Source organism: Bacteroidota bacterium (assembly GCA_039714315.1).
Classification (GTDB): domain Bacteria; phylum Bacteroidota; class Bacteroidia; order Flavobacteriales; family JADGDT01; genus JADGDT01.
This window is the reverse complement of record JBDLJM010000030.1, coordinates 1-24,935: the sequence shown is the minus strand read 5'-3', so window position 1 is coordinate 24,935 and position 24,935 is coordinate 1. Positions and strand designations below refer to the sequence as shown.

Genomic DNA, 24,935 nt, shown 5'->3' with positions numbered 1-24,935 from the left:
GTTAATATAAAAAAGGCTGTTGAGTAATGTCAACAGCCTTTTTTTAGATTTTTGCCAATGTAATTCACTTATTCAGTAATCACTACTGAATTTTCACCGGAAAAATCATTATGTATATACGAATCAGCACTTGAATCGTTAATCCATGTTTCACCATCGATCAAATATTTAAACTGATAATTTTTTCCTTTTTCTAAATCTACGGTTACCTTAAAGTTTCCGTTTTTAAATTTTTTAAGCGGAGTTTTACTTTCATTCCATTCGTTGAATTCTCCGACCAGATTTACAGTAGCAGCGTTGTTTACTTCGTCCTTGGAAAGTGAAAATGTCACTTTGCAAACGTTTTTAGTCTTTAAGATTTGTTTTTTTAAGCTCATTGTAGTTAATTATTTGAATTTGAAGCCAAATATATGAAAAAACATACAAAGTGTACAAATTACAATTATTATTTTTTCATAGAAAAAAAAGAAAAGGTTTGTTGGCTAAAACAACAAACCTTTACTCTGTAATAACTTTAATGCTATGACTATGAATCTTCTATGCAAAGATAATTAAAATATCGTAACTTGTTGAAAATAAAGCGATAATGAGTGGCGGGATAATGTGGCTGAATTTTTGAATATAATAAATAAGCTTAGAGCTTTATATTGTGCAATTATGTTAGTATTTTGCATTCAATAACCAGGGTGATTTCTCCCCATAGCAGGAATCGAATTTCTGATAATCAAAATGTTCAAGAACCATGAACGATATAACGAAAAATTTAACTTCAGAACAGGCAATCGCCTTAGAGTATAAACACGGAGCTCACAATTATCATCCCTTACCGGTGGTATTAAATAGAGGAGAAGGTGTTTTTGTATGGGATGTGGAAGGGAATAAGTATTATGATTTTTTATCTGCATATTCGGCAGTAAACCAGGGTCACTGCCACCCAAGAATAATTAATAAGCTTACTGAGCAGGCAAAGACTTTAACACTTACTTCCAGAGCTTTTTATAATGATACATTAGGTGTATACGAAAAATTTGTAACAGAGTATTTTGGTTTTGATAAAATACTGCCCATGAATACCGGGGCAGAAGCTGTTGAAACTGCGATAAAAATTTCACGAAAGTGGGGATATGAAAAAAAAGGCATCCCCGAAAATATGGCTAAAATTATTGTATGCCAAAATAATTTTCACGGACGTACTGTGACCATTGTATCTGCTTCTAATGATCCTGTGGCAACAAGCGGGTTTGGACCTTTTACACCGGGATTGATATCTATCGAGTATAATAATATATCAGTTTTAAAAGAAGCTTTGAAAGATGAAAATGTTGCAGCATTTATAGTAGAACCTATTCAGGGTGAAGCAGGAGTGTTTGTACCTGGTGATACTTATATTAAGGAGGCATTTGACTTGTGTAAATCAAAGAATGTACTGTTTGTGGCTGATGAAGTTCAAACTGGTATTGCCCGTACGGGTAAAATGCTGGCTGTAGATTACAGCGAAATAAAACCGGATGTTTTGATACTTGGAAAAGCAATTTCGGGAGGTGTAATGCCTGTGTCGGCTGTGCTTGCAGACAATGATGTAATGAGTGTGATGACACCCGGTGTTCACGGCTCTACGTTTGGAGGTAATCCACTGGCTAACATGGTAGCAATGGAGGCTCTAAAAGTTGTTGTCGATGAAAACCTTGTTGACAATGCGATGCGTTTAGGTGAGTTGTTTAGAAGTGAAATGAATAAAGTGATTGAGAATTCATTGCTGGTAAAGCTTGTAAGAGGAAAAGGCTTGTTAAATGCTATAGTTATAAATGATAGTGAGGATAGTTCAACTGCCTGGGATATATGTATCAGGTTAAAAGATAATGGCCTCCTGGCAAAACCTACCCATGGAAATATTATCCGTTTTGCCCCTCCATTAGTTATGACCGAAGTTCAAATTCTCGAATGTATTTCAATAATAGAAAAAACACTCAATGAATTTGAAAAATAACGAGCTAATCTAAAGAATAAAAAAAAGGGCTTTTCTAGATATTCGAGAAAAACCCTTTTTTTTTTGCGTTATGTTTATTTAACAAGTAAACGTAAGAAGTCTGTTGTTGTTACAATACCAACTAAATGCTCATCGTCAACGACGGGAAGAGAGTGAAATCTACGATTTAGCAGAATGTAAATAGCATCTTCAATAGTTGTATTAGTAGAAACTGTAATCGGATCGTGGCGCATAACGTCTTTTACCGTTAGCATATTTACAATGGCATCATCCATATTGACCTGATCGTCTCCATAGGTATCTCCAAAGCTTACGCGAAGTAGATCGTGATTACTTAATATACCAACCAGTTTTGTTTTATTTAAAACAATAATATGGCGTATTTTGTTATGTTCAAATACTTTGCGTGCATGTTCAAGACTATCAGTTTCTTGAATTGTAATCAACTGTGTAGTCATGATATCTTTTATTATTGAATCTGTTCTCATGACCTTGATTTTTAATATTATTTACTCAAATTTACGAATAAAAAGCTTTGTAATTGATATAAATACAGACAGATTTAATAAAAAAAACGATGAACAACTGTATTAGTCCATCGTTTAAATTATTTATGAAATTATTGCTTTATTCTGCAGCAATAACAGATATTTCAATATTGACATCTTTTGGAAGTCTGGCCACTTCAACGGTTTCTCTGGCCGGGGCATTTTCTGAAAAATAATTGCCATAAACCTCATTAATTTCAGAAAACTGATCCATGTTCTTTATGAAAATAGTGCACTTTACAACATTAGAAAAATTCATTCCGGCTTCTTCTAAAATTGCCGCAATATTTGCCATAACAAGGTTAGTTTCTTCAATAATATCGGAGTTTTTTAACTTTCCGCTTACAGGATCTATCGCAATTTGTCCGGAAGTGTACAACATATTTCCAACCTTTACTGCTTGATTATAGGGGCCAATAGGAGCCGGAGCATTATTTGTATTAATGATAATTTTCATAATGTTCAGTATTTAATTTAGCTAAACTGTTTACATGAGGTTATCCGGTAGTTTTCGTTTTTCATATTTCAGATCCTTAAGCATAGAAGCTTTAATACCGATAAAGAAATAATAAGTAGAACGTGGGCCGAATGGCACCCATTCAAACTTCATATTCCAGGTATCCAGATCCCTGTTAAAATTAAATCTGGTATATGATAGGCCTTTTTTATCAAAGTCATAACCCGACGAAAATCCAAAATCCCATTTTTCGGTAAGCTTTACATTACCGTTGAAGTTAAGAGTATTTACAACATTTGGGTTATTGTTGGCATTAGTATACCTGAATGAGTAGTTTATATTAAAGCTCCATGGTACATCGTAGTCTAAATAACCCATAATTGCTTTTACAGCTTTGTCGTTATCTTTACTGCCTCTGTCTCTGTCCTGACCTTCGTCTTGGGAAAGTTTTTTATTTCCGGGGTCTATATTTTCATTCGGACCTCCACTGTTTGAGTCGCCTGTGTTTTTGTCACCTTTTTTGCTGGTAAATCTATAGTTAACAGTAAATCCTGCTGCTGTCATCCTCAATAAGTCACCTGTATGGTCATAATTGTACTCCGGAATTCTAACCCATTTATCATCATCGTCTTTTACCAGTGCATAAGGGTCGAAAGTAGAGTTGAAGTTTAGCGACATATTTCGGTCAAACAACGATGTTCCCCCGGTTACTCTTAATGGGCTCCATTTATAATCAGGAGAAGCCATATTATAAGACGTACTGAAGTTTAGGTTTTCGAGGAGTTTTATCTTTTTTGATCCTTCCTCTGTAGAGTCAGACCGCACTTTCATTTCCAGAGTGTTTTTCAAAGCCATATTTAAAGAACTGGAAAGACCACCTCTTGCATATCCATATACACCGTTTTCAAATTTTGAATATTCAATTACCTCACCCAGAGGTCCTTGTTTATAGTAGTCTATGTTTCCCCACATAGGATCTCCGAAATCAGGTCTGTAGGAGTATGAAACACTTGGTTTAATAACATGGCGCAGTGCCTGAATTTTTGCCTTTTTGCCAAAATTATACATTCCGTATATTACCGTGCTTGTACCTGCAGAAAAATTAAATTCATTGGTACGGGCAAACCCCGGAATTGTATCTATAACTTCTAAATTGTTTTCCGCATCCCAACTTTTTTGAATACTGTTTAAATACCACCTTTCTTTATAACTTACAGAAGGAGAAATGGTAAAGAATTTAAGTACTTTAAAACTGGTACTTATTGGAATATTATGTTCAATACCATTTTTCATATCATCGAACATCTGAGGTTTAAACATTAACGAATCTGTAGTTTCGATTTTGTTTTCAGCCCTCATACTATAAGATAACCCTATGTTATGGTACCAGGTTTTTTTTGATCCGTTTTTTGGAGCAAAAGGAAATTGTCTGTCAACATCAAACCTGATATTTGGCAAGGTAAGATTTACCGAATTTGTATTGTTGTTTTGTGAGTGTGATGCTGTAAGTGACATCCTGAATGGTAATTCATCCCAGTTTTTTACAAGAGAAACAGAGGAGTTCATAGTATTGTTCAGGTGATTGTCGTTATTGATCTGATTGAACGACTGGCGATAATACTTTGAACTGGACATATTAACACTTGCCGAAAATCTTAGATTAGGATTTGATTTCTGATCCTGCGAATGCGACCATCGGATGGAGTAATTATTTGCTTTTGAATAATCACTACGTCCCTCAATTCCCCTTATTATTGTTTCGAATCTAAAATTTAATGATCCTCTAAATTTGTATCTGAGAGCATAGTTCGATTTAATTCCTATACCATTAGATCCGTTAGTATAAATATCACCGGTAAGCATTAAATCGAAATAATCGCTTAAAGCCCAGTAATAACCTCCATTTTGCAGTGCGTAACCTTGAGTTTCCGTGAAGTTAAATGTAGGGAAAACCAATCCTGACCTTCTGTTTTCGGTAGTTGGGAAATACCCAAATGGGAGAACCAGAGGAGTTGGTACATCAGCAATATACATTTGTGTAAAACTGGTAATTATCTCCTTACCGGGAACCACCTTTATCTTATTGGCCCACAAATAATAATCGGGATGCTCTTTTGTGTCGGTTGTGAAATAACCGTTTTTAACATAGATTACATCGTCTTCAACCTTTTTTACTTTTTTACCGGTTAAATATCCTTCACCTTCTTCAGTTCTGACATGGTGAATTAATCCTTTTTCCGAATCAAAATTATACGCTATTGTATCTGTTTCGTAAACTTTACCTGCTTGTGTGAAAACAGGTCTTTGTACAGTAGTACCTGTAGAATCTGGAATACCCGTAGCATGAACGGTATTAGTGCTCCAGTCGATATAAATTTTTCCGGCCTTTAGGTTTATATCTCCATAATTCACTTCGGCCTCATTGTACAAATATACTTCTTGGCTAACTACTTTAGTTCTAATAGTATCTTTTGCAGTATATTTTACAATATCGCTTAAAAATTCCTTTGGTTTGTTTGCCAGAGAGTCGATTTGAGTACTGTCGCTTTCTGCCTGTACTAAATTGGAATTAACAAGGTTTTTATCTGAAGTAACCGTAGAAACTGATGTACTATCTTTCGAAGGTACAACCTGTCCGATAATATGTGAAAAGTGAATTACTGATATGATTATCAGTATATATAGAGCTTTGGATTTTTTTCTTAACAAAATTATAGTTATCTCTTTCTAGTCAACAAATTCTAAAAATCAAAATTAACTAAAAATACAGCATATAAAAACACTTTTTACATTCCTTTTAATACCTCGCTTATATGTCTGTAAATAAGGAAGTAATATGTTAGAGTTTGTTAGTTGTTAAACATATTTGAATAGTATTGTTAAAGCTTTTGTGAAATAATTGAGAGCAAATTGTTAGTTTTACAATTCTGATATTATAATTTTGACCTGAAAATTTAGTTTATTTATTAGTACATTACTATTATTTACATGATATTTGGTTATTAAATATTACAATGATGCAAAATACATTTAGGAGAATTACTTTACTAATTATATCCTTTAGTTTATTTATTAATATAAGCCATGCACAGGATAGTGATAACTTCACAATAATTGTTGATGCCGGACATGGTGGGCACGATTCCGGTACAATTGGTAATAATAAATATAAGAGATACGAGAAGGATGTAGCTTTAAGCGTTGCTTTAAAGTTTGGTAAGCTTGTTGAAAAAAACATGAAGGATGTAAATGTTGTTTATACAAGAACAACTGATGTTTTTATTAAGCTAAAAGACCGTCCTACAGTTGCCAATAAAAAGGATGCAGATCTTTTTGTTTCTATACATTGTAATGGGAATAAAAATACAGATGCTAGTGGATCTGAAACCTATGTTCTGGGGATGCATAAAAACAAAGCTAACTTTGAAGTTGCCAAAAAGGAGAACTCTGTAATCTTTTTAGAAAACGATTACTCTATGAGTTATCAGGGCTTCGATCCAAATTCCGTAGAATCTATTATTGCATTGACATTAGATCAGGAAAGATATTTAGAGAAGAGTTTAATACTCGCTTCTTTGGTACAAAAAAATTTTAAAACCAGTACGCCTTTAAAAAATAGAGGAGTTAAACAGGCCGGTTTTTGGGTTCTGGCCCAAACTTACATGCCAAGTATTCTTACCGAGCTGGGTTTCTTATCGAACGATAAAGATGCTAAGCTATTAATGTCAGAATCAGGACAAAATAAAATTGCTAATTCTCTTTTCCAAGCATTTAAAGAATATAAAAGTTATTGGGATGATCAAACCATTGCGGGAAATGATCTCAGCTTTGAGACTACAATGATTGAGGAAGGTGATTCGCCTATCAAGTATGCGGTGCAATTCATGATTTCGAAAAACAAACTATCAGAGAATTCCAGTTATTTTAAAGGATTGGATAATGTTTCTTATTACAAGGAAGGTGCATATTATAAGTATGTATATTATAAGAGCTCTGACTATCTTGAAGTAATTTCGAGGCAGAAAGTTGTGAAAGAAAAAGGATTTAACGGTGCCTTTATTGTTGCATTCAAAGAAGATAAACGAATTTCTTTAGATGAGGCACTTAAAGAAGAAGCGAAAACAATAAAAGGTGAATAGCTATTAGTTAAATATAGTATTATAAAGCATCCAAATAAGAAAAGGATAAATAAAATATGAAGATATCACGCGAAATAAAGGCAGGAATCATAGCAATATTATCAGTTGCAGCATTTATCTGGGGCTACAACTTTTTAAAAGGCAGAAATGTTTTAAAAAAGACCCGGGTTTTTTATGCAAAATATCAAAATGTTGACGGTCTTACAAAAGGGCGTCCTGTTACAATTAACGGACTTCAAATTGGAAGTGTTTCCGATATAATATTTCTTCCGGATATGTCGGGAGAGTTGCTGGTGAAATTAGAAGTAGATGACAGTTTTCCATTTTCAACAAACAGTTTGTTTAAAATTTACGGCGCCGATTTGATGGGGGCAAAGTCAGTTTCAATTGATATTAAAGAAGGTCAATTAGTAGCAAGTTCAGGTGATACTTTAAGAGGGGTTATTGAACCTGGTATAACCACAGTGCTTAATGATGAAGTACAACCCTTAAAAACGAAGATAGAGAACCTGATGGTATCTCTTGATTCAACATCTGTTAATATTAGAAAGTTAACCGGTGGTGAGAATGGCGAAAATATTGGAAAGGTCATAAAAAACCTTAGTACTAACCTTGAGAATTTTGTTGCTGTAAGTAATAAGCTCAAGGAAAATAGTGCTTCGATTGATACTATTTTCCAAAATGTAAGTGAAATGTCTTATGATCTAAAGTCTTTTTCCGATTCTCTGTCGAATGTTGAACTGGCTTCAACAGTTAAAAGTTTTAATGATGTTTTAAGCAGTTTAAATACGACACTGGATTCTGTTAATAATGGAAATGGAACAATTTCCAAACTTATCAAAGATGAAAAGCTTTATAATAATTTAACAGCATCAACAAAAGAATTACATGATTTATTGGAAGACTTAAAGCTAAACCCCAAGCGATATGTTCATGTTTCTGTATTTGGAAGGAAAAATACGGAATATGAGAAACCGGTAACCGACTCATTGTATTCAGAGTAGAATTAATTAACCATTAATAAGAATAACCAATATATATCAATTTTATTACTAATCTAATATGAACTATTTATCCAATGTCTTATTTGTCGTGATGATGGCGGGAGGTATCTACATGTTTGCAAAAAACATGGGGAAACTTATTCGCAACGTCAAGCTTGGAAGGGATGTCGATAGGAATGACAATTCTTCTCAACGGTGGCAAAATGTATTGATGGTTGCATTCGGTCAGAGCAAAATGACCAAAAAGCCATTAGCAGGTATATTACATATTATAGTGTATGCCGGTTTTATAATAATTAATATCGAGTTGCTGGAAATTATTATCGATGGAGTTTTAGGGACCCATAGAATTTTCCTTTTCATGGGAAGTTTTTACAGTGTCCTAATTAATTCATTCGAGTTTTTAGCTCTCTTGGTTATCGTTTCAGTTGTAATATTCTGGCTTCGAAGAAATATTTTGAAGCTATCTCGTTTCCATAAGCCGGAGATGAAAGGATGGGCATTTAATGATGCTAACAATATTCTTTATATTGAAACTTTACTGATGTCGGCATTTTTAATAATGAATGCGGCAGATTGGAATTTACAGCAACTGGGCGCAGATCATTACCACATTACAAGCCAGTTTGCAGTTAGCAAATATATCGCACCACTGTTAGGGGGAATGAGTGAAACATCACTTGTGTTTCTGGAACGTGGAATGTGGTGGTTTCATATTGCAGGAATTCTATTCTTCATGAATTACCTGTATTGGTCGAAACATTTACATATTTTATTTGCTTTTCCGAACACATTTTACGCAAAACTTCAGCCTAAAGGAGAACTCGATAATCTGGAGGCCGTAACTAACGAAGTTAAATTAATGATGGATCCTAATGCTGATCCATATGCAGAACCAGCTGGAGGAGGAGAAGAGCCCGGTAAACTTGGTTCAAGTGATGTGCTTGACCTTAACTGGGTTCAATTAATGAATGCATATACATGTACCGAGTGTGGTAGGTGTACTGCTGCATGTCCGGCAAACGAAACTGGAAAAGTACTTTCTCCCCGAAATATTATGATGAAAACTCGTGATAGGTTAGAGGAAGTTGGAAAGATTATTGATGAAAAAGGAAAGTTCGAGGACGATGGTAAGTCATTACTTAATGACTATATAACTCCTGAAGAACTTTGGGCCTGTACAACTTGTAATGCTTGTACTGATGCCTGTCCTGTATTGATAGATCCTATTTCTATTATTGTTGATCTTCGTCGTTATTTGGTTTTAGAGCAATCGGCCGCTCCAACTGAATTAAATATGATGATGACAAATATTGAAAATAACGGAGCTCCTTGGCAATATTCTATAGCAGATAGGCTAAATTGGAAAGACGAAGAGTAAACGTATTATATTCGATCAGGATCTGATTCTGATTTATAAGGTAATCTGCTGTAAAGTTGAGTTTTTGTAGACTGTAAAATTAGCATCAGGTTATAGTATTGTGTTTTAGTTCTTTTTTTAGTTTCACTTTTTAATCGGGGATAGGACTGTATTTTTGTAATTTTGTAAAATTAACAAATCAACATAAGTCAGTTAATGAAAAAGGAGGATATTGAAAAGCAACTTCAAGATGTTGTTAAAGATGGTAAACATATAAGTCCGGTATTACCAAAGTCTATTAAGAATTATTTAATCGATATAGACGGAACAGTTTGCGATGATATACCAAACGAAGAACCGGAAAGAATGTTGACTGCTGATCCTTATCCGGATGCTCTGGAAACAATTAATAATTGGTATAACGAAGGGCATGAGGTTACATTTTTTACTTCCCGTAAGGAAGAGTTACGTGAGATTACTGAAGAGTGGTTAAATAAATGCGGCTTTAAGTATCACGGAATTATTATGGGGAAACCCAGAGGTGGAAACTATCATTGGATTGATAGCCATAAGGTGCGATCTACCAGATATAAAGGTAAATTCACCAGTATGGTTAAAAAAGAACTTACCATTGAAGTTTTTAAAAGTTAAAAATGAGTAAACAAAATTTGTTATACGTTCCCACAATGGCTGAAATGGCAGCTGAAGGGAAAACACCGGAAGTACTTTTTTGGGTAGGATGCGCAGGTAGCTACGATGATCGGGCTAAGAAAATAACGCGTTCTTTTGTGAAAATATTAAACAAGGCAGATGTAAGTTTTGCTGTGCTGGGAACCGAGGAATCGTGTTCCGGTGATCCGGCTAAACGTGCAGGAAATGAGTTCTTGTTTCAGATGCAAGCGATGACAAACATCGAAATAATGAATGCATATGAAGTAAAGAAAGTTGTTACCGCCTGTCCGCATTGTTTTAATACTATAAAAAACGAGTATCCCAAATTAGGAGGAAATTACGATGTAATCCATCATACTGAGTTGTTGCAACAACTTATAGATGAGGGAAAACTAACTCTTGAAGGAGGAGAATACAAAGGGAAAAGAATTACTTTTCACGACCCTTGTTACCTTGGCAGAGCTAATGATATTTATGAAGCTCCCCGAAATTTGTTAAAAGAATTAGAAGGTGAGTTAGTTGAGATGAATTCCTGTAAGTCGGATGCTCTTTGCTGTGGTGCAGGTGGTGCACAAATGTTTAAAGAGGCCGAAAAAGGCGATAAAGAAGTTTTTGAGGCAAGAACCGAACAGGCTATAGAGGTAAAACCTGATGTTATAGCTACAGGTTGTCCGTTTTGTAATACTATGATTACGGATGGAATCAAAATTAAAGACTTGAATGAAAAGATAAAAGTATTGGATATTGCGGAGATAATTGTAAATGCCAATAATCTTTAATAAAGATTAAATTTTATTACCATAAATTCCCTGCGAATTAATAATTTGCAGGGAATTTTTTTATAACTAATATCTGCTAAAGGGAATGAATTTATAAGGTGCATTTCATGTTGTTATTGGTATAATATTTAGTAAACATTGTAGAAATGAGATTAAAGTGTAGCGCGATTTTATTATTAATAATGAGCTGGGTAAGTTCCTTAGCTCAAAACGATTATAGTCGTTCTCCATTGTATGTTAGTGAGGTGCAAATGTCTTGGGTCAATAGTATAATGAACGATATGACTATAGATGAGAAAATAGGCCAGTTGTTTGCTATTGATGCATTTTCTAATGGTAATAATACAAATGAAAAAAATGTAGAGTATTTAATTAAGAAATATCACATTGGAGGCGTGATCTTTTTTGAGGGAAATCCATTAAAACAGGTAGAACTTACCAATAAATATCAGTCATTATCTAAAATACCGCTTTTAATAGCTATGGATGCTGAGTGGGGGGTGTCGATGCGACTTAGAAATACACCCCGCCTACCTTTACAGATGGTAATTGCAGCGAGCAATAAAGTTGAGAATTCTTATTATGTTTCTGAAGTAATCGCCAACGAATGTAAAAGATTAGGGGTTCATATGAGTTATTCGCCGGTTGCTGATGTTAATATTAATCCTAAAAATCCGGTAATTGGCCGCAGGTCATTTGGAGAGGATAATAAAGTGGTTGCTTCGTTTTCGGTTTCATCACTTGATGCATATAGGAATAATGGGATTTTAGCCTGTGCAAAGCATTTTCCCGGACATGGTGATACATCGAAAGACTCCCATAAAACTTTACCAAATGTAAATGCAGATATTGACAGGATTAAAGATGTAGAACTTTATCCGTTTGAAAAGTTAATTAGAAACAACCTGCCTGCAGTGATGGTTGCTCATTTAAGGATACCTGCAATTGAACCGGATTTAAATCTGCCGTCTTCTCTATCTTCAAAGGTTATAGACTCTTTACTTAAGAAAGAGATGAACTATAAAGGTTTAGTTCTTTCTGATGCTCTTAATATGGTTGGTGCACAAACATATGGAACTAACGAGGAAGTAAATATTCAGGCTTTTAAAGCAGGAAACGATGTATTGTTATATCCAATGGGTATTTCTAAAACAGTAAAAAAGTTTAAAGAAGAAATAGCCAATGGAAATATTTCTGTTGAAAGACTTGACGAAAGTGTCAGGAAAATATTGATGGCAAAATATTGGGCCAATTTAGGTAATTATAAGCCCGTTGATACTAATAATCTGCTTGAGGATTTGAATTCGCAAAATTCGATAGATGTAATAAGGAAAGTTACCAGAGAGTCATTCACCCTGATAAAAAATAAGAATGAAACTTTACCTATAGTGGATGTTGAATCGCCAATAGCTCATGTTGTTTTTGGAGGAGATAAATTCTCCGAATTGAGTAAAAGGCTAAATGATTACGGTAATATTAATAGCTATAGAATAAGCAGTAAGAATTTTTTAAAAGTAAAAAGTCTGGTAGATAAAAGTTCTACTCTGATTATTTCGATTGATAATCCATTTTATTCAAGCAGGAGAAATCCTGCTGTCTTTAAAAAAAGAATTAAAGAGCTTAGAAATCAAATAGATGATTTGGCAGATGGCAGGAAGGTCGTTCTTAATTTAATTGGAAACCCATATAGTTTAAAAGAATTGGGTAAAGATGAAAATTTTGATGCCATTTTGGTATCATATAAAAACACTAAAATATCGCAGGAATATGCTGCAGCAACAATTTTTGGGGCTAACTCTCCAAAAGGTGTACTGCCTGTTTCTATTAGCGAGAAATATAAAATAGGTACTTCGCTGAGTTATAGTGAAATTGGCCGTTTGTCTTATTCAACTCCCGATTTGGAAGGTATGAGTTTCGAAGTATTAAATGAAATTGATTCAATAGTAAATAAAGCGATATCCAATACTATTATGCCCGGAGCTCAGGTGTTGGTAGCCAGAAATGGTAAAATAGTTTACAACAAATCGTTTGGTTATAAAACTTATAAGAAGAAGGATAAAATAAAAAATAATTATTTGTATGATGTTGCTTCATTGACAAAAATACTTGCCACAACCCCTATTGTAATGAAGATGGTAGATATGGGGAAAATAGATATGGAGGTTCCTGTTAAAAAATATTTGCCGGAGTTAGATACTACATCAAAAGCTAATCTGACTTTAAGAAAAATGATGGCTCACTACGCCAGATTACAACCATGGATACCATTTTACAAAGAGACATTAGACAAAAACGGGCATGCAGATAAGAAAAAGTATTACAGTTTGAATTATAACTCTGAGCACAAGTTAAAAGTAGCAAATAATCTATATCTGAGGACCGATTATAAAGATTCAATTTATTATAAAGTATTGCATTCAAAATTACGTGATACACTGGAATATAAATACAGTGATTTGCCATATTATTTTCTTCAAAAAATAGTAGAGGATAAGCAAAGAAGTACGTTGGATAAACTGGCTGAAGAATGGTTTTACAGGCCACTGGGGATGCAAAGAATTGCTTATAAACCCAAGAATAAATATTCATTGGAAGAAATAGTACCTTCGGAAGTTGATAACTATTTCAGACAAAGAATTTTGTGGGGAGATGTTAACGATTCCGGAGCTGCCATGATGGGTGGAGTAGCAGGACATGCAGGAGTGTTTGCCAATGCTTATGATGTTGCTGTAATTATGCAAATGTATTTGCAGGAAGGATATTATGGTGGAAAACGTTATTTTAATCCAAAAACAATAGATAATTTTACAAAGTGTCATTATTGTAGTCGGGATAATAGGCGGGGACTTGGATTCGATAAACCTCAATTGGTAGGTGGTGGTACTTCATGTGACTGCGTATCTTTTTTGAGTTTCGGACATAGTGGATTTACAGGCACGTTGGCATGGGCCGATCCGGATGAAAAAATTGTATATGTTTTTCTTTCAAATAGAACATATCCTGTTTCGACAAACGTAAAATTAGCAGAAAAAAATATTAGAACGGATATCCAAAGTGTAATTTATAAATCAATTAAACATGCAAAAAAGTAGACTAATCCTTATCGTAACTTTTGTTTTTTCAACAGTATCTGTATTTTCTCAGGAGAAAAATAGTAGCAAGGTATTAACGCAGTTTTTCCCAAGCGGACAAATACAAATGATTAATACCTATAGCGATACTATAAAAAACGGAGTTCAGATAGAACTTGATTCTAATGGAAGACTGGTAAAACAGGAAGAATATTTATTCGGAAAACTTAATGGAAAACAAATTACATATTTACGTGGACGAATATCAGTAATACAGAATTATAAAAACGGATTATTGGATGGTGTTGTGGAGATGTATTCAAACAGACGTAAATTAACTAGTTCCGAAATTTATAAAGATGGTAAGAAAGAAGGAGAAAGCAAGTGGTTTTATCAGGATGGAAAAATATGTGCAATTTATAACTATCAAGGTGGAGAGATAGTAGGAGAGGCTAAGTTCTTTCACGAAAATGGAAAGGATAAATCTGTTTATTCTTTCAGTGATAATGAAATGGAAGGATTGTTTTTAGAGTATGATGAAGCAGGTAATAAGACTGTAGAAGGTCAGTATGAAAAAGGGAAGAAAGAAGGTAAATGGAAGTATTTCACATCTGAAGGTAAATTAAAGGAGACGGTTAAATATAAAAATGGAGTAAAGAAATAGTAACTTTGTTTAAGTAAAATATTTAATTTATTAAACGAGCATGACAAAATTTCGACGATTTTGCCCCACAGGGGAATGTTAAAATTTTGTTTTGCGAGTTCCATCCCTGCCTGCAAGACGCAGTCAGGCAGGTGACCGATAAAAAAACAAATTATAGACAGATGAAAATAGGAATAGTTTGTTATCCAACTTATGGAGGTAGTGGCATAGTCGCTACTGAGCTAGGCATGGCTATGGCTGGTAAGGGACATGAGGTCCATTTTATTGCGTATAGCCAACCTGTAAAGTTAGATTTCTTCTATGCCCATGTTAATTTTCATCAGGTCAGTGTTCCGGAGTACCCTTTGTTTCAGTACGAACCATACGAACTTGCTTTGACGAGCAAAATAGTTGATACTGTTAAGAATTTTGGGTTGGAGCTGTTACATGTTCATTATGCCATACCGCATGCATACGCCGCATATAATGCAAAACAGATTCTGGCAGAGGAAAATATTTCTGTAGCAATTGTAACTACACTACACGGAACTGATATAACACTGGTTGGTAAAAATCCATTTTATAAACCGGCAGTGGCATTTAGTATAAATAAATCTGATGTTGTAAGCTGCGTATCGGAAAGTTTGAAAGAAGATACTATTGAGTTTTTTGGAATAGAGCGGGAAATAGATGTTGTACCTAATTTCATAGATCATAAGCACTATCATTTGCTTGAAGAACTATGTCCCAGATATGCTCTGGCAAATGATCAGGAAAAAATAATTACGCATGTATCAAACTTTAGAAAAGTAAAACGTATATCTGATATTATTAAGATCTTTGCAAAGATACAGGAAAAGATTCCTGCAAAGTTAATAATGGTAGGGGAAGGTCCGGAAAAAGTTTCTGCAGAGTTATTGTGTAGAGAATTGGGAATTGAAAGTGATGTTCGTTTTATTGGAAAGAGTAATGATGTAAGTAAAATTTTATGCCTTTCTGATCTATTTTTATTACCGTCTGAAAAAGAGAGTTTTGGTTTGTCGGCATTGGAGGCTATGGCTGCTAAAACACCCGTAATATCTTCAAATACAGGAGGACTTCCGGAGGTTAATTTAGATGGCTTTTCAGGTTTTACATGCGATGTGGGAGATGTTGACAGGATGGCGCAATTGGGAGAATATTTATTAAATGATAAGGAGAGACTAAATCAGTTTAAACAAAATGCATATAATAGGTCGATGATATTTGATATCGATGAAATAGTACCTTTGTATGAAGAAATTTATGCAAAGGCTTTAAGGGTTTAATGTAAAGGGGAGGTAGGTTATGAATAATCAGGCAACAAGTACTATTTTTGAAAGTTTAAGAAAACGGTCAGAAAGAATTGGTTTTAGTATTAAGGATAAAAAAAGTGGGGACTGGGGAGAATTTACCTGGAATAATATTGAGAAAAGAATTAAGCATATTGCTTATGCACTTCTGAAAAAAGGGGTAGAGAAAGATGAAAAAATTGCAATTTTTGCTCAAAACTCTATGGAGTGGGTGCTTACAGATATTGCAATAATGAGTATAGGGGCTGTTACGGTACCTATTTATGCTACAAATACTGCAAAACAGGCGAATTATATATTAAATGATGCAAACATTAAACTGATGTTTGTAGGTGATGAAGAGCAATACGGAAAAGCTCTTGAGGTTTTGGATTCCAATGAAAGTAATTTAAAACAAGTCATAGTTTTTAATGATAATTTAGAACTGAGGAATCCATCAACAATATACTTTAATTCTTTTACAGATATAGAAGATGAAGATTATCTGATAACAGAATTTGATAAAAGGTTTTCTGAAGTAGAATTGGATGATTTAGCTACTTTAATTTATACATCAGGAACTACCGGAGAGCCAAAGGGGGTAATGCTTACCCATAATAATCTGGTTTCTGCATTTAGAATTCACGATGCACGACTTACAAACATTTCAGAAGAGGACCACTCTTTGTGTTTCCTGCCTTTGAGCCATGTTTTTGAACGTACCTGGACTCTGTACTGTATACATAGGGGAGTGAAAGTTTCTTTTTTGGATAATCCAAAATTGATTATAGAAACATTGGGAGAAGTAAAACCAACTTTGTTTTGTACGGTTCCACGGGTGTATGAAAAGGTTTATAATGCTATTCAAAATGGCATTGATAATGCTTCAAAATCCAAGAAGAAAATTTTTGCGTGGTCTGTTAAGCAGGGTAGAGCATATTATGATCTTGAGAATAACGGGAAGAGAATTTCCAGACGTTTAAAAATAAGGAAGAGGTTGGCAGATAAACTTGTTCTGAAAAAACTTCGCAATGTTTTAGGAGGGAACCTTATCATGAGTCCAACGGCAGGAGCTCCGTTGTCTGCCGAAATTCAGGCTTTTATGAGAGCTGTTGGTATACCGGTTACTATAGGTTATGGCTTAACCGAAACTACAGCTTCTGTTACTGCCTTTCCGGAAAATCGCTACAAATTAGGAACAACAGGAACCTTAATGCCTGAGTTGGAACTTAAAATAGGAAAAGAAAATGAGATTCTGGTAAAAGGTCCAACAGTGATGAAAGGTTATTATAATAAGCCTGAAGCTACGGCTGAAGTTTTTGAAGACGGCTGGTTCAAAACCGGTGACGCCGGTCAGTTAAATCCTGATGGTAGCTTGGTGATAACAGACAGATTAAAAGATCTGATGAAAACAGCAGGAGGAAAATATGTTGCTCCGCAACCGATTGAAGCTATGCTGACCGATGATAATTTTATAGAACAGGCAATGGTAATTGGTGATGAAAGACCTTTTGTAACAGCTTTTGTAGTGCCTAATTTCGCTGCTTTAAAGGAGTATGCTCATTCTCTGGAGATTAAGTTTAAGGATATGGAGGATTTGATCTCAATACCAAAAATTAAAGAGTTCTATGATGAGAAAGTTACTGAATTACAGAAAGAATTAGCTAATTTTGAAAAAATTAAAAAGATTAAACTTTTACCAAAAGAGTTTAGTATGGAGAAAGGTGAACTCACTCCAACATTGAAGATTAGAAGAAAGATTATTATAAAAAAATTCCAACATTTTATTCACGATTTATACGGGACAAAACAGAATATATAGTTTTGTATTTTATATGTAAGGGTGAAATTGTTGTAAAATAATATTGAATAATTAGAAATATAAAAAAATAAATGGCACAAAAACCTGGTATTCCAAAGGGTACAAGAGATTTTTCTCCCGTTGAAATGGCAAAGAGAAATTATTTGTTTTCAACTATTAAAGATACATTTAAGAAGTTTGGGTTTTCACAAATTGAAACACCTTCATTTGAAAATTTATCGACTTTAATGGGGAAATATGGGGAAGAAGGAGATAGGTTGATTTTTAAGATTTTGAATTCAGGAGATTATTTGAAAAAGGCTGATCAACAATTGTTGAATGAGAAAAGTTCAACAAAACTTACGTCTTCAATTTCTGAGAAAGCACTTCGCTACGACCTTACAGTTCCTTTTGCCAGATATGTGGTTCAGCACAATAATGATATTACATTTCCTTTTAAGAGATATCAGATACAGCCGGTTTGGCGTGCCGACAGGCCGCAAAAAGGACGTTTTCGTGAGTTTTATCAGTGCGATGCGGATGTAGTAGGAAGTAATTCCCTTTTACAGGAGGTTGAATTTGTACAGCTTTATGATGAGGTTTTTTACAAGCTGGGCTTAAAAGATGTTGGGATTAAACTTAATAACAGAAAAATTTTAGCCGGAGTTGCCGATGTTGCCGATATCAGTGAGCAGTTGATCGATATGACTGTTGCTTTGGATAAGCTTGATAAAATAGGTGAAGATAAAGTGAAGCAGGAAATGCGAGATAAAGGTATTTCTGATGAAGCTATTGCTAAAATTCAGCCATTGTTCGAGCTTAAAGGATCGAACAGTGAAAAGCTGGAAAAGTTATCCGGTCTTTTATCTGATTCAGAGATAGGGATAAAAGGAGTAGAGGAGTTAAAAACTGTAATTTCAACTGTAGAAGAAATCGGATTAAAAACTGCAGACCTGGTCTTAGATGTTACTCTAGCAAGAGGCCTTAATTATTATACCGGTGCAATTTATGAGGTGGAAGCCCACGGTGTAAAGATGGGATCTATAGGCGGAGGAGGAAGATATGATGACCTTACCGGAATTTTTGGATTGAAAGGGATTTCAGGTGTTGGTATTTCTTTTGGATTGGATAGAATTTATTTAGTTCTCGAGGAATTAGGCCTTTTTCCTGATACCCAAAGTGAAGGTGTTCATGTGATGTTTGTTAACTTCGGAGAAAAAGAAGCTGTTTATTGTTTGAAAGCAGTTAAAAAGCTTCGCGAAAACGGGATAAACGCTGAATTGTATCCCGATTCTTCTAAAATGAAAAAACAAATGAACTATGCCAATAAAAAAGGTATCCCATATGTTGCGTTAGTAGGGGAAGAAGAAATGAATTCCGGTGAAATTACAATTAAAAATATGGAAAGCGGAGAGCAAAATAAGATTGCTTTTTCTCAATTGTCAGAGATAGACATTTAATCATTTTCAAACATCAATTAATGAAAATATTCTATTCAACAATATTGTCTGTATTACTGTTCAGTTCGTGCTCAAAGAGCATTGGAAATGATACTGAGTCTCCCGTAATTAAAGAATTGAAAGTTACTGATGCAAATGATGAAAATCGGATTGGATTCCTCCCAGAATCGAATATAAAATTTTCTGCTAAGTTTACAGATAATCAAGAATTAGCTTCCTATCAATTTGATGTGCATTTTGCAGGAGATGGCCATAATCATATTTTGCCTGTTGAATTAAATAAAAAGGCGATTAATCTGGTCGATTGGGGTTTTACAAAAAGTGGTAGCGTAAATGGAACCGAAGAAATTGTAACTTTCATGAAAGAAGTTGATGCGGAAGCTAAGGCGGGTCCATATCACTGTGTGGTTTATGCAACTGATGAAGAAGGAAATGCCGCTGAATTTAAGATGGCTAGTTTTATTGTTGAAAGGGAAGATATGCCTTCATTTGTTGTTACAAATCCTGATTTTAGCATGTTTCAGGTGAATGCAGGAGGCTCATTTCAATTGGAAGGTGAAGTAAGTGCTGAAAAGGGCTTGTCTATACTCAGGTATATTGTAAGAGCCGCTGACGATAATTATCAGTACAATATTTTTGACTACGAAGTTCCGCAGGATGAAGAAATTGATGTTGTGTTCTCTGAAAAAATTGAAATACCGGAAGGAACACCTGCTGGAAGCTATGTTTTATTAATTCTTGCCGGTGATAAGGCGGGTAGTGTAGGACAACATATTGAAACTTTTAAAGTAAACTGATCAGGACGTTTTCTATATACAATTTACAATAATCGAATTATATGAAGTACGATATAATTGTAGTTGGTGGTGGTGCAGCCGGTTTTTTCTCAGCTATTAATATTGCTGAAAAAAATCCGGGGAAACGCATTTGTATCCTCGAAAAATCATCCAAGGTCTTAGCTAAAGTAAAAATTTCCGGAGGGGGACGATGCAACTTTACTCATGCCTGTTACGATCCTAAAGAGTTAACAAAATATTATCCAAGAGGAAACAAAGAACTTCTGGGGCCTTTTCACCGCTTTGCTTCAGGCGATATTTTGGAGTGGTTCGAAAGTAGAGACGTGAAATTTTATGTGACAGATGACGGAAGTATTTTTCCCGAAAGCGATGATTCGCAAACAATAATTGATCTCTTTATCAAAGAAGCCAAAAAATATAAGATTGATGTTTTTACAAATCAAAATATAGTAGCCTTTGATAAAAAGGATATGTTTGAAGTAAAAAGTGAAAAAAAGAGTTACAGTTGTGAAAAACTTGTTATCACAACTGGATCGAACAAAGAAATCTGGAGTTTACTTGAAGGTATTGGCCATAATATTGTGAAACCGGTTCCTTCATTATTTACATTTAAGATAAAAGACAAGAGGATTGACGAACTAATGGGGCTTGTTGTTGAAAATACAACCGTTAGTATGTTGGAATCTAAAATTCCCGAACAGAGCGGACCTCTATTGATTACGCACTGGGGGATGAGTGGCCCTTCTATCCTCAAACTTTCCTCGTTTGGAGCAAGGGCGATGTTCGAAAAATCATATCAGTTCAAAATTAAGGTCAATTGGCTTTTTAGTCATGATTACGATTCGGTTTGGGAAGAGCTTCAAAATTTAAGAGATTCAAATCCGAAGAAAAAAGTAATAAATTCCAATAGTTTCGATATCCCAAACCGTCTATGGAAAAATTTGGTTTCAGCATCAGATATCAGTGAACAAAAAAACTGGGCTGATCTGAGTAAAAAGCAAATAAATAATCTGGCATCAGAACTCACGCAGGGAGAGTTTCTTGTTAATGGAAGATTTAAGTTTAAAGAAGAATTTGTAACTGCCGGAGGTGTAAACCTCAAAGAAATTAACTTCAAACGTTTCGAGAGTAAAGTGCATAAAGATTTATACATGGCAGGTGAAGTTTTGGATATTGACGCCGTTACCGGAGGATTCAACTTTCAAAATGCCTGGACCGGGGCATGGATTATTTCGGAGGCAATCACGGAATAGCCTGATAAGCATATCTAAAAGTTCATTTTCGATTACCTCTACTACATTTTAACTATACTACAACCATCGCAAAAAAGTTGTTTTATACAGTGTTATATATAGGGCAAAATCTTGATTTAGAGTTATTTATGAGTTATCTTTACTAGTGTATTGGAAATGAATAAGTTGAATTAAGCTCATAGTCATGAAAAAACTAATCATTTTTATCGTTGTCATTGCAATGGGAGTGGTTGCATGTAACAATCTTAATAAAAAGAAGATGTCCATAACTACAAGTTCGGAAACAGCCAGCCAGCTTTATGACGAAGCTATGGAAGCCTTTAGAGGTGTTTATATGAATGAAGCTCAAAGATTAATGACAGAAGCCCTAAAAGAAGATCCTGATTTTTTTATGGCAAATTACCGACTTGCTACATTAAATCTTTTTTTTGATAATGAGAGTAAATTTGTTGAATACGCTAAAAATGCAGAGAATTGTACGGCAGAGTTAAGCAAAGGAGAATTACTCCTAAAAGATGCAATTGGAAGATTATTGGAGAATAATAAAGCAGACCTCACGGATATTGGAAATAAGCTGGTTGAATTATATAAAAAAGATGTAGAAGCATATCTTCACCTGGCCAGATTTCAAAGGTGTATCGAAGATTACGAAGGAATGGTTTCTACAATAAATAGTGCTATAGAAATAGCAGAAAGAACCGATTACCTGTATAATATGCTTGGTTATGCTTATATGAACCTTGAGCAATATGATAAAGCGGAGGTTGCATTTGATAAGTATATTGAAATCTCTCCAAATATTCCTAATCCTTACGATTCAAAAGGAGACTATTACATGGAAATCGAAGATTATCAAAAAGCGCATGATAACTATATAATAGCTTATAGAATTGATTCATTGTGGAGTTATAAAAAGGCTATGAAGGCTAAATCAATTGCCGACAGTGTTTCTGTAAAATAAAATATTAGTTTAATTTTTTCTAAAAGTTACAGGCTGTTAATCTTCTGGCGATGGATTAATCACCAGTGACTTTTACATATATACCATTCTTTTTTTTGGAGTATAACGATAAACATAACAGAGGTGTGTAAGCGTGTTTGTTATAAGTTTGTTTACCCTCAATATCTTCAGTATTGTAATCTGCAGCAGGAAAATATACCTTTAAAGGTAGAAAGTTGACCATCATCAGTTTAAATATAGAATTTTATCACTTTTAATACATTTCTTATTTAATCTATCTCTAAATAGTGTTTGCGTTTATATATTTGGGTTTAATTTCTAATATATCGATAATGAAGACAAAACACGATGTCATTGATGTAATTTCAGGAGTACAACATCCTGCAATTGCAAATTCCTTATTAAATTTGGGTATAATAAAAGAAGTAGAATTAAAAGACAATGTGGCTAACGTAACATTTGCTTTTCCTTTTCCGGAGATTCCAATTGCAGATCAGTTGGTTTATTCGATCTATGAACCGATTAAGGCTCTGGGTGTGGATTTTAATTACGATATCATAACCATGACAGAGGAAGAGAAAGCGAGATTCATGAAACTGGAAGCAGAGGGCTGGGTAGGAATGTAAAAACATAAGTTATGAATGGAAGAAATACAGGTAATGGACAGGGCAGAGGCTTTGGTCATGGGCAAGGCAGAGGACAAGGCAGTGGTGGCGGACGTGGACATTCCGGAAGTGGTAGAGGTCGTGGATATGGATCCGACAGCTACTGCGAATGTGCTAAATGCGGTGCAAAAATTCCTCATGAGCAAGGAGTAAAATGCACGGAATTTAAGTGTCCTGAGTGTGGAAATACAATGGTAAATGAAGCACTTTTGGATAAGAAAAAATAACATGATTATTTATGCTTAGCAACAAGATAATATTGTTGACAGGTGCAACCGACGGTATTGGAAAACGGACTGCATACAAACTGGCTCAAGGTGGAGCAGTATTGTTAATGCACGGAAAAAATATAGAAAAAGGCAGAGAAATCAGGGATGAAATAATAAAACAGACACAAAACAAAAACGTGTATTATTTCAATTCTGATTTTTCTTCTTTTAGAGAAATAAAGAAACTATCCGATGAAATCCATAAACAATTTTCACATATCGATATTTTGGTGAATAATGCCGGAATATATGAGAGAGAGAAAATTATTCTGCCAAACGGATTGGAGAAAAATTTTATGGTAAATCATCTTGCCGGATTTAATTTAACATTGAAATTACTGGATCTGTTGAAAAAATCACAGGAAGCTAGAATTATCAATGTCAGTTCAATGATCCACGCCAATAGTATTGATTTTGAAAACCTGAATGCCGAAAAATTCTATTCGGGCGATAATGCATATTCTTTAACTAAGTTATGCAACATTTTGTTCACTTACGAATTAAGTGACCTGTTAATGAATGATAATATTACTGTAAATACAATGCATCCGGGGGTAATAAATACAAAATTGTTGAAAGCCGGATGGGGAGCTATTGGAAGTTCAGTCGATGAAGGAGCTAAACGTATTTTGTATTTGGCCGATTCGCAAGAAGTGACAGGCGTAAGCGGTGAATATTTCATGAATGATAAATCGGTAAAATCGGCAGATATATCTTATGATAAATCTACGCGTGAAAAGCTTTGGATCATTAGTCATAAATATTATTGAGATAAAAATGTATAAATATTTGTTTGGTCCGGTACCCTCAAGGCGTTTAGGTATATCTTTGGGAGTTGATTTGGTACCCAAAAAAGTTTGTACACTGAACTGTGTTTATTGCGAAGTAGGTAAAACAACTAATTTAACTATCGTTAGAGATGAATATATTCCTTATGATTTGGTAGTACAGGAGTTAACTCATTATTTCGAAAATAATCCCGACCCTGATTTTATTACTTTTTCCGGTTCGGGTGAACCTACACTTAATTCAAGAATTGGAGATGTATTGCAGTTTATAAAAAAGAACAAACCCAATATTCCGGTTGCTGTATTGACTAATGGTACACTTATGTACGATAAGAAAATACGTGAAGAGCTATTGGATGCTGATGTTGTTTTACCTTCACTGGATTCGGCTTTAAATTTATCTTTTAAAAGGATAAACCGACCTTCGAAATATTTAGAACTTGATAAGATAATTCAGGGATTGGTTGATTTTAGAAAAGAATTTAACGGGAAAATCTGGCTTGAAATATTTATTCTGCCGGAGTATAACAATACCAAAGAAGATTATGAAGCTCTAAAAGAAGCAATTGATAAAATTTCTCCCGATTCTGTACAGTTAAACACTTTGGATCGTCCGGGGGTGCTTGCAAATCTGCATCCTTCCACAAAAGAAGAACTTCGGGAAATAGTTGATTTATGGGGAATGGATAATATTGAAATTATTTCTTCGGTTAATAAGCGTAAAAATGTTCAGTCGTACAGAGGAGACATAGAATCTACAATTTTACAAACCATTTTGCGCAGACCGTGTACGGCCGATGATTTGATTCAGTCATTGGGTATACATATCAACGAACTGAATAAATACCTCGATGTGTTGGAGGCAGACGGTAAAATTGAAGCCATTAATCTGGCAAGAGGAATGTTCTATCAAAATAAAATTAAAAAATGATTAGTGGCGGTGACTGATTAAAGACAAAAGACAAAAGATA

General features: G+C 34.5%; 22 protein-coding genes. 18 read left to right on the top strand and 4 right to left on the bottom strand.

The window, feature by feature from the left end; all coding sequences use genetic code 11:
* Positions 1 to 68 precede the first annotated feature (68 nt).
* A complete protein-coding gene (locus ABFR62_05085) occupies positions 69 to 377 on the bottom strand; it encodes an isoamylase early set domain-containing protein (GenBank protein MEN8137788.1) in 309 nt (102 codons plus the stop codon).
* A gap of 365 nt (positions 378 to 742) precedes the next feature.
* On the opposite strand from ABFR62_05085, the gene rocD reads away from it, so the two are divergent.
* Positions 743 to 1,987 carry an ornithine--oxo-acid transaminase gene (gene rocD / locus ABFR62_05080; protein MEN8137787.1) on the top strand — a complete coding sequence of 415 codons (1,245 nt, stop codon included), beginning with the start codon at positions 743 to 745 and terminating at the stop codon, positions 1,985 to 1,987.
* A 74-nt stretch (positions 1,988 to 2,061) separates the two neighbouring features.
* On the opposite strand, the gene ABFR62_05075 is transcribed toward rocD, so the two are convergent.
* The 3 genes from ABFR62_05075 to ABFR62_05065 form a co-directional block, all read right to left on the bottom strand.
* A complete protein-coding gene (locus ABFR62_05075) occupies positions 2,062 to 2,475 on the bottom strand; it encodes a CBS domain-containing protein (GenBank protein ID MEN8137786.1) in 414 nt (137 codons plus the stop codon).
* 139 nt (positions 2,476 to 2,614) lie between these two features.
* Complete coding sequence (locus ABFR62_05070) at positions 2,615 to 2,992, bottom strand: RidA family protein (GenBank protein ID MEN8137785.1); 378 nt, start codon at positions 2,990 to 2,992, stop codon at positions 2,615 to 2,617.
* Between the two features lie 30 nt (positions 2,993 to 3,022).
* The gene (locus tag ABFR62_05065; protein ID MEN8137784.1) at positions 3,023 to 5,701 is read right to left on the bottom strand and encodes a putative LPS assembly protein LptD; all 2,679 of its coding nucleotides are present in this window, start codon (positions 5,699 to 5,701) and stop codon (positions 3,023 to 3,025) included.
* 308 nt (positions 5,702 to 6,009) lie between these two features.
* Here ABFR62_05065 and ABFR62_05060 point away from each other — a divergent pair, with 308 nt between their 5' ends.
* The 17 genes from ABFR62_05060 (at position 6,010) to ABFR62_04980 (ending at position 24,895) form a co-directional block, all read left to right on the top strand.
* The gene (locus tag ABFR62_05060; GenBank protein MEN8137783.1) at positions 6,010 to 7,131 is read left to right on the top strand and encodes an N-acetylmuramoyl-L-alanine amidase; all 1,122 of its coding nucleotides are present in this window, start codon (positions 6,010 to 6,012) and stop codon (positions 7,129 to 7,131) included.
* A 56-nt stretch (positions 7,132 to 7,187) separates the two neighbouring features.
* The gene (locus tag ABFR62_05055; protein MEN8137782.1) at positions 7,188 to 8,135 is read left to right on the top strand and encodes an MlaD family protein; all 948 of its coding nucleotides are present in this window, start codon (positions 7,188 to 7,190) and stop codon (positions 8,133 to 8,135) included.
* 58 nt (positions 8,136 to 8,193) lie between these two features.
* Complete coding sequence (locus ABFR62_05050) at positions 8,194 to 9,516, top strand: (Fe-S)-binding protein (protein MEN8137781.1); 1,323 nt, start codon at positions 8,194 to 8,196, stop codon at positions 9,514 to 9,516.
* A gap of 195 nt (positions 9,517 to 9,711) precedes the next feature.
* Positions 9,712 to 10,146: a phosphoheptose isomerase gene (locus tag ABFR62_05045; GenBank protein ID MEN8137780.1), complete on the top strand. Its 435-nt coding sequence runs from the start codon at positions 9,712 to 9,714 to the stop codon at positions 10,144 to 10,146.
* Between the two features lie 2 nt (positions 10,147 to 10,148).
* The gene (locus ABFR62_05040) at positions 10,149 to 10,946 is read left to right on the top strand and encodes a (Fe-S)-binding protein (protein ID MEN8137779.1); all 798 of its coding nucleotides are present in this window, start codon (positions 10,149 to 10,151) and stop codon (positions 10,944 to 10,946) included.
* A gap of 182 nt (positions 10,947 to 11,128) precedes the next feature.
* Complete coding sequence (locus ABFR62_05035; protein MEN8137778.1) at positions 11,129 to 14,038, top strand: glycoside hydrolase family 3 N-terminal domain-containing protein; 2,910 nt, start codon at positions 11,129 to 11,131, stop codon at positions 14,036 to 14,038.
* A complete protein-coding gene (locus ABFR62_05030) occupies positions 14,025 to 14,681 on the top strand; it encodes a hypothetical protein (protein MEN8137777.1) in 657 nt (218 codons plus the stop codon). Before ABFR62_05035 ends, ABFR62_05030 begins: the two co-directional genes overlap by 14 nt.
* 161 nt (positions 14,682 to 14,842) lie before the next feature.
* Positions 14,843 to 15,967, top strand: a complete 1,125-nt coding sequence (gene bshA / locus ABFR62_05025; GenBank protein ID MEN8137776.1) for an N-acetyl-alpha-D-glucosaminyl L-malate synthase BshA — start codon at positions 14,843 to 14,845, stop codon at positions 15,965 to 15,967.
* 19 nt (positions 15,968 to 15,986) lie between these two features.
* On the top strand, positions 15,987 to 17,792 hold the full coding sequence (locus tag ABFR62_05020; protein ID MEN8137775.1) for a long-chain fatty acid--CoA ligase: 1,806 nt from the start codon (positions 15,987 to 15,989) through the stop codon (positions 17,790 to 17,792).
* Positions 17,793 to 17,863: 71 nt separating this feature from the next.
* Positions 17,864 to 19,231, top strand: a complete 1,368-nt coding sequence (hisS, locus tag ABFR62_05015) for a histidine--tRNA ligase (protein MEN8137774.1) — start codon at positions 17,864 to 17,866, stop codon at positions 19,229 to 19,231.
* A 20-nt stretch (positions 19,232 to 19,251) separates the two neighbouring features.
* Positions 19,252 to 20,028, top strand: a complete 777-nt coding sequence (locus tag ABFR62_05010; protein ID MEN8137773.1) for a DUF4625 domain-containing protein — start codon at positions 19,252 to 19,254, stop codon at positions 20,026 to 20,028.
* 41 nt (positions 20,029 to 20,069) lie between these two features.
* A complete protein-coding gene (locus ABFR62_05005) occupies positions 20,070 to 21,281 on the top strand; it encodes an NAD(P)/FAD-dependent oxidoreductase (protein MEN8137772.1) in 1,212 nt (403 codons plus the stop codon).
* Between the two features lie 184 nt (positions 21,282 to 21,465).
* Entirely contained in the window at positions 21,466 to 22,242 is a 777-nt protein-coding gene (locus tag ABFR62_05000; protein ID MEN8137771.1) for a tetratricopeptide repeat protein, read from the top strand.
* A 332-nt stretch (positions 22,243 to 22,574) separates the two neighbouring features.
* Entirely contained in the window at positions 22,575 to 22,868 is a 294-nt protein-coding gene (locus tag ABFR62_04995) for an iron-sulfur cluster assembly protein (protein MEN8137770.1), read from the top strand.
* An 11-nt stretch (positions 22,869 to 22,879) separates the two neighbouring features.
* Positions 22,880 to 23,134, top strand: coding sequence for a hypothetical protein (locus tag ABFR62_04990; protein ID MEN8137769.1), 255 nt, complete (start codon positions 22,880 to 22,882; stop codon positions 23,132 to 23,134).
* A gap of 11 nt (positions 23,135 to 23,145) precedes the next feature.
* On the top strand, positions 23,146 to 23,946 hold the full coding sequence (locus ABFR62_04985) for an SDR family NAD(P)-dependent oxidoreductase (protein ID MEN8137768.1): 801 nt from the start codon (positions 23,146 to 23,148) through the stop codon (positions 23,944 to 23,946).
* Positions 23,894 to 24,895, top strand: coding sequence for a radical SAM protein (locus ABFR62_04980; GenBank protein MEN8137767.1), 1,002 nt, complete (start codon positions 23,894 to 23,896; stop codon positions 24,893 to 24,895). The genes ABFR62_04985 and ABFR62_04980 overlap by 53 nt, the downstream gene beginning before the upstream one ends.
* Positions 24,896 to 24,935: the final 40 nt, after the last annotated feature.

Coding starts and splice junctions, on each gene's coding strand:
- ABFR62_04980 (MEN8137767.1), top strand. CDS start 23,894: ATGATAAATCTACGCGTGAAAAGCTTTGGATCATTAGTCATAAATATT.
- ABFR62_05010 (MEN8137773.1), top strand. CDS start 19,252: ATGAAAATATTCTATTCAACAATATTGTCTGTATTACTGTTCAGTTCG.
- ABFR62_05085 (MEN8137788.1), bottom strand. CDS start 377: ATGAGCTTAAAAAAACAAATCTTAAAGACTAAAAACGTTTGCAAAGTG.
- ABFR62_05000 (MEN8137771.1), top strand. CDS start 21,466: ATGAAAAAACTAATCATTTTTATCGTTGTCATTGCAATGGGAGTGGTT.
- rocD (MEN8137787.1), top strand. CDS start 743: ATGAACGATATAACGAAAAATTTAACTTCAGAACAGGCAATCGCCTTA.
- ABFR62_05055 (MEN8137782.1), top strand. CDS start 7,188: ATGAAGATATCACGCGAAATAAAGGCAGGAATCATAGCAATATTATCA.
- ABFR62_05020 (MEN8137775.1), top strand. CDS start 15,987: ATGAATAATCAGGCAACAAGTACTATTTTTGAAAGTTTAAGAAAACGG.
- ABFR62_05045 (MEN8137780.1), top strand. CDS start 9,712: ATGAAAAAGGAGGATATTGAAAAGCAACTTCAAGATGTTGTTAAAGAT.
- ABFR62_05030 (MEN8137777.1), top strand. CDS start 14,025: ATGCAAAAAAGTAGACTAATCCTTATCGTAACTTTTGTTTTTTCAACA.
- ABFR62_05050 (MEN8137781.1), top strand. CDS start 8,194: ATGAACTATTTATCCAATGTCTTATTTGTCGTGATGATGGCGGGAGGT.
- ABFR62_04995 (MEN8137770.1), top strand. CDS start 22,575: ATGAAGACAAAACACGATGTCATTGATGTAATTTCAGGAGTACAACAT.
- ABFR62_05005 (MEN8137772.1), top strand. CDS start 20,070: ATGAAGTACGATATAATTGTAGTTGGTGGTGGTGCAGCCGGTTTTTTC.
- ABFR62_04985 (MEN8137768.1), top strand. CDS start 23,146: ATGCTTAGCAACAAGATAATATTGTTGACAGGTGCAACCGACGGTATT.
- ABFR62_05035 (MEN8137778.1), top strand. CDS start 11,129: ATGAGCTGGGTAAGTTCCTTAGCTCAAAACGATTATAGTCGTTCTCCA.
- ABFR62_05070 (MEN8137785.1), bottom strand. CDS start 2,992: ATGAAAATTATCATTAATACAAATAATGCTCCGGCTCCTATTGGCCCC.
- bshA (MEN8137776.1), top strand. CDS start 14,843: ATGAAAATAGGAATAGTTTGTTATCCAACTTATGGAGGTAGTGGCATA.
- ABFR62_05075 (MEN8137786.1), bottom strand. CDS start 2,475: ATGAGAACAGATTCAATAATAAAAGATATCATGACTACACAGTTGATT.
- ABFR62_05060 (MEN8137783.1), top strand. CDS start 6,010: ATGCAAAATACATTTAGGAGAATTACTTTACTAATTATATCCTTTAGT.
- ABFR62_04990 (MEN8137769.1), top strand. CDS start 22,880: ATGAATGGAAGAAATACAGGTAATGGACAGGGCAGAGGCTTTGGTCAT.
- ABFR62_05040 (MEN8137779.1), top strand. CDS start 10,149: ATGAGTAAACAAAATTTGTTATACGTTCCCACAATGGCTGAAATGGCA.
- hisS (MEN8137774.1), top strand. CDS start 17,864: ATGGCACAAAAACCTGGTATTCCAAAGGGTACAAGAGATTTTTCTCCC.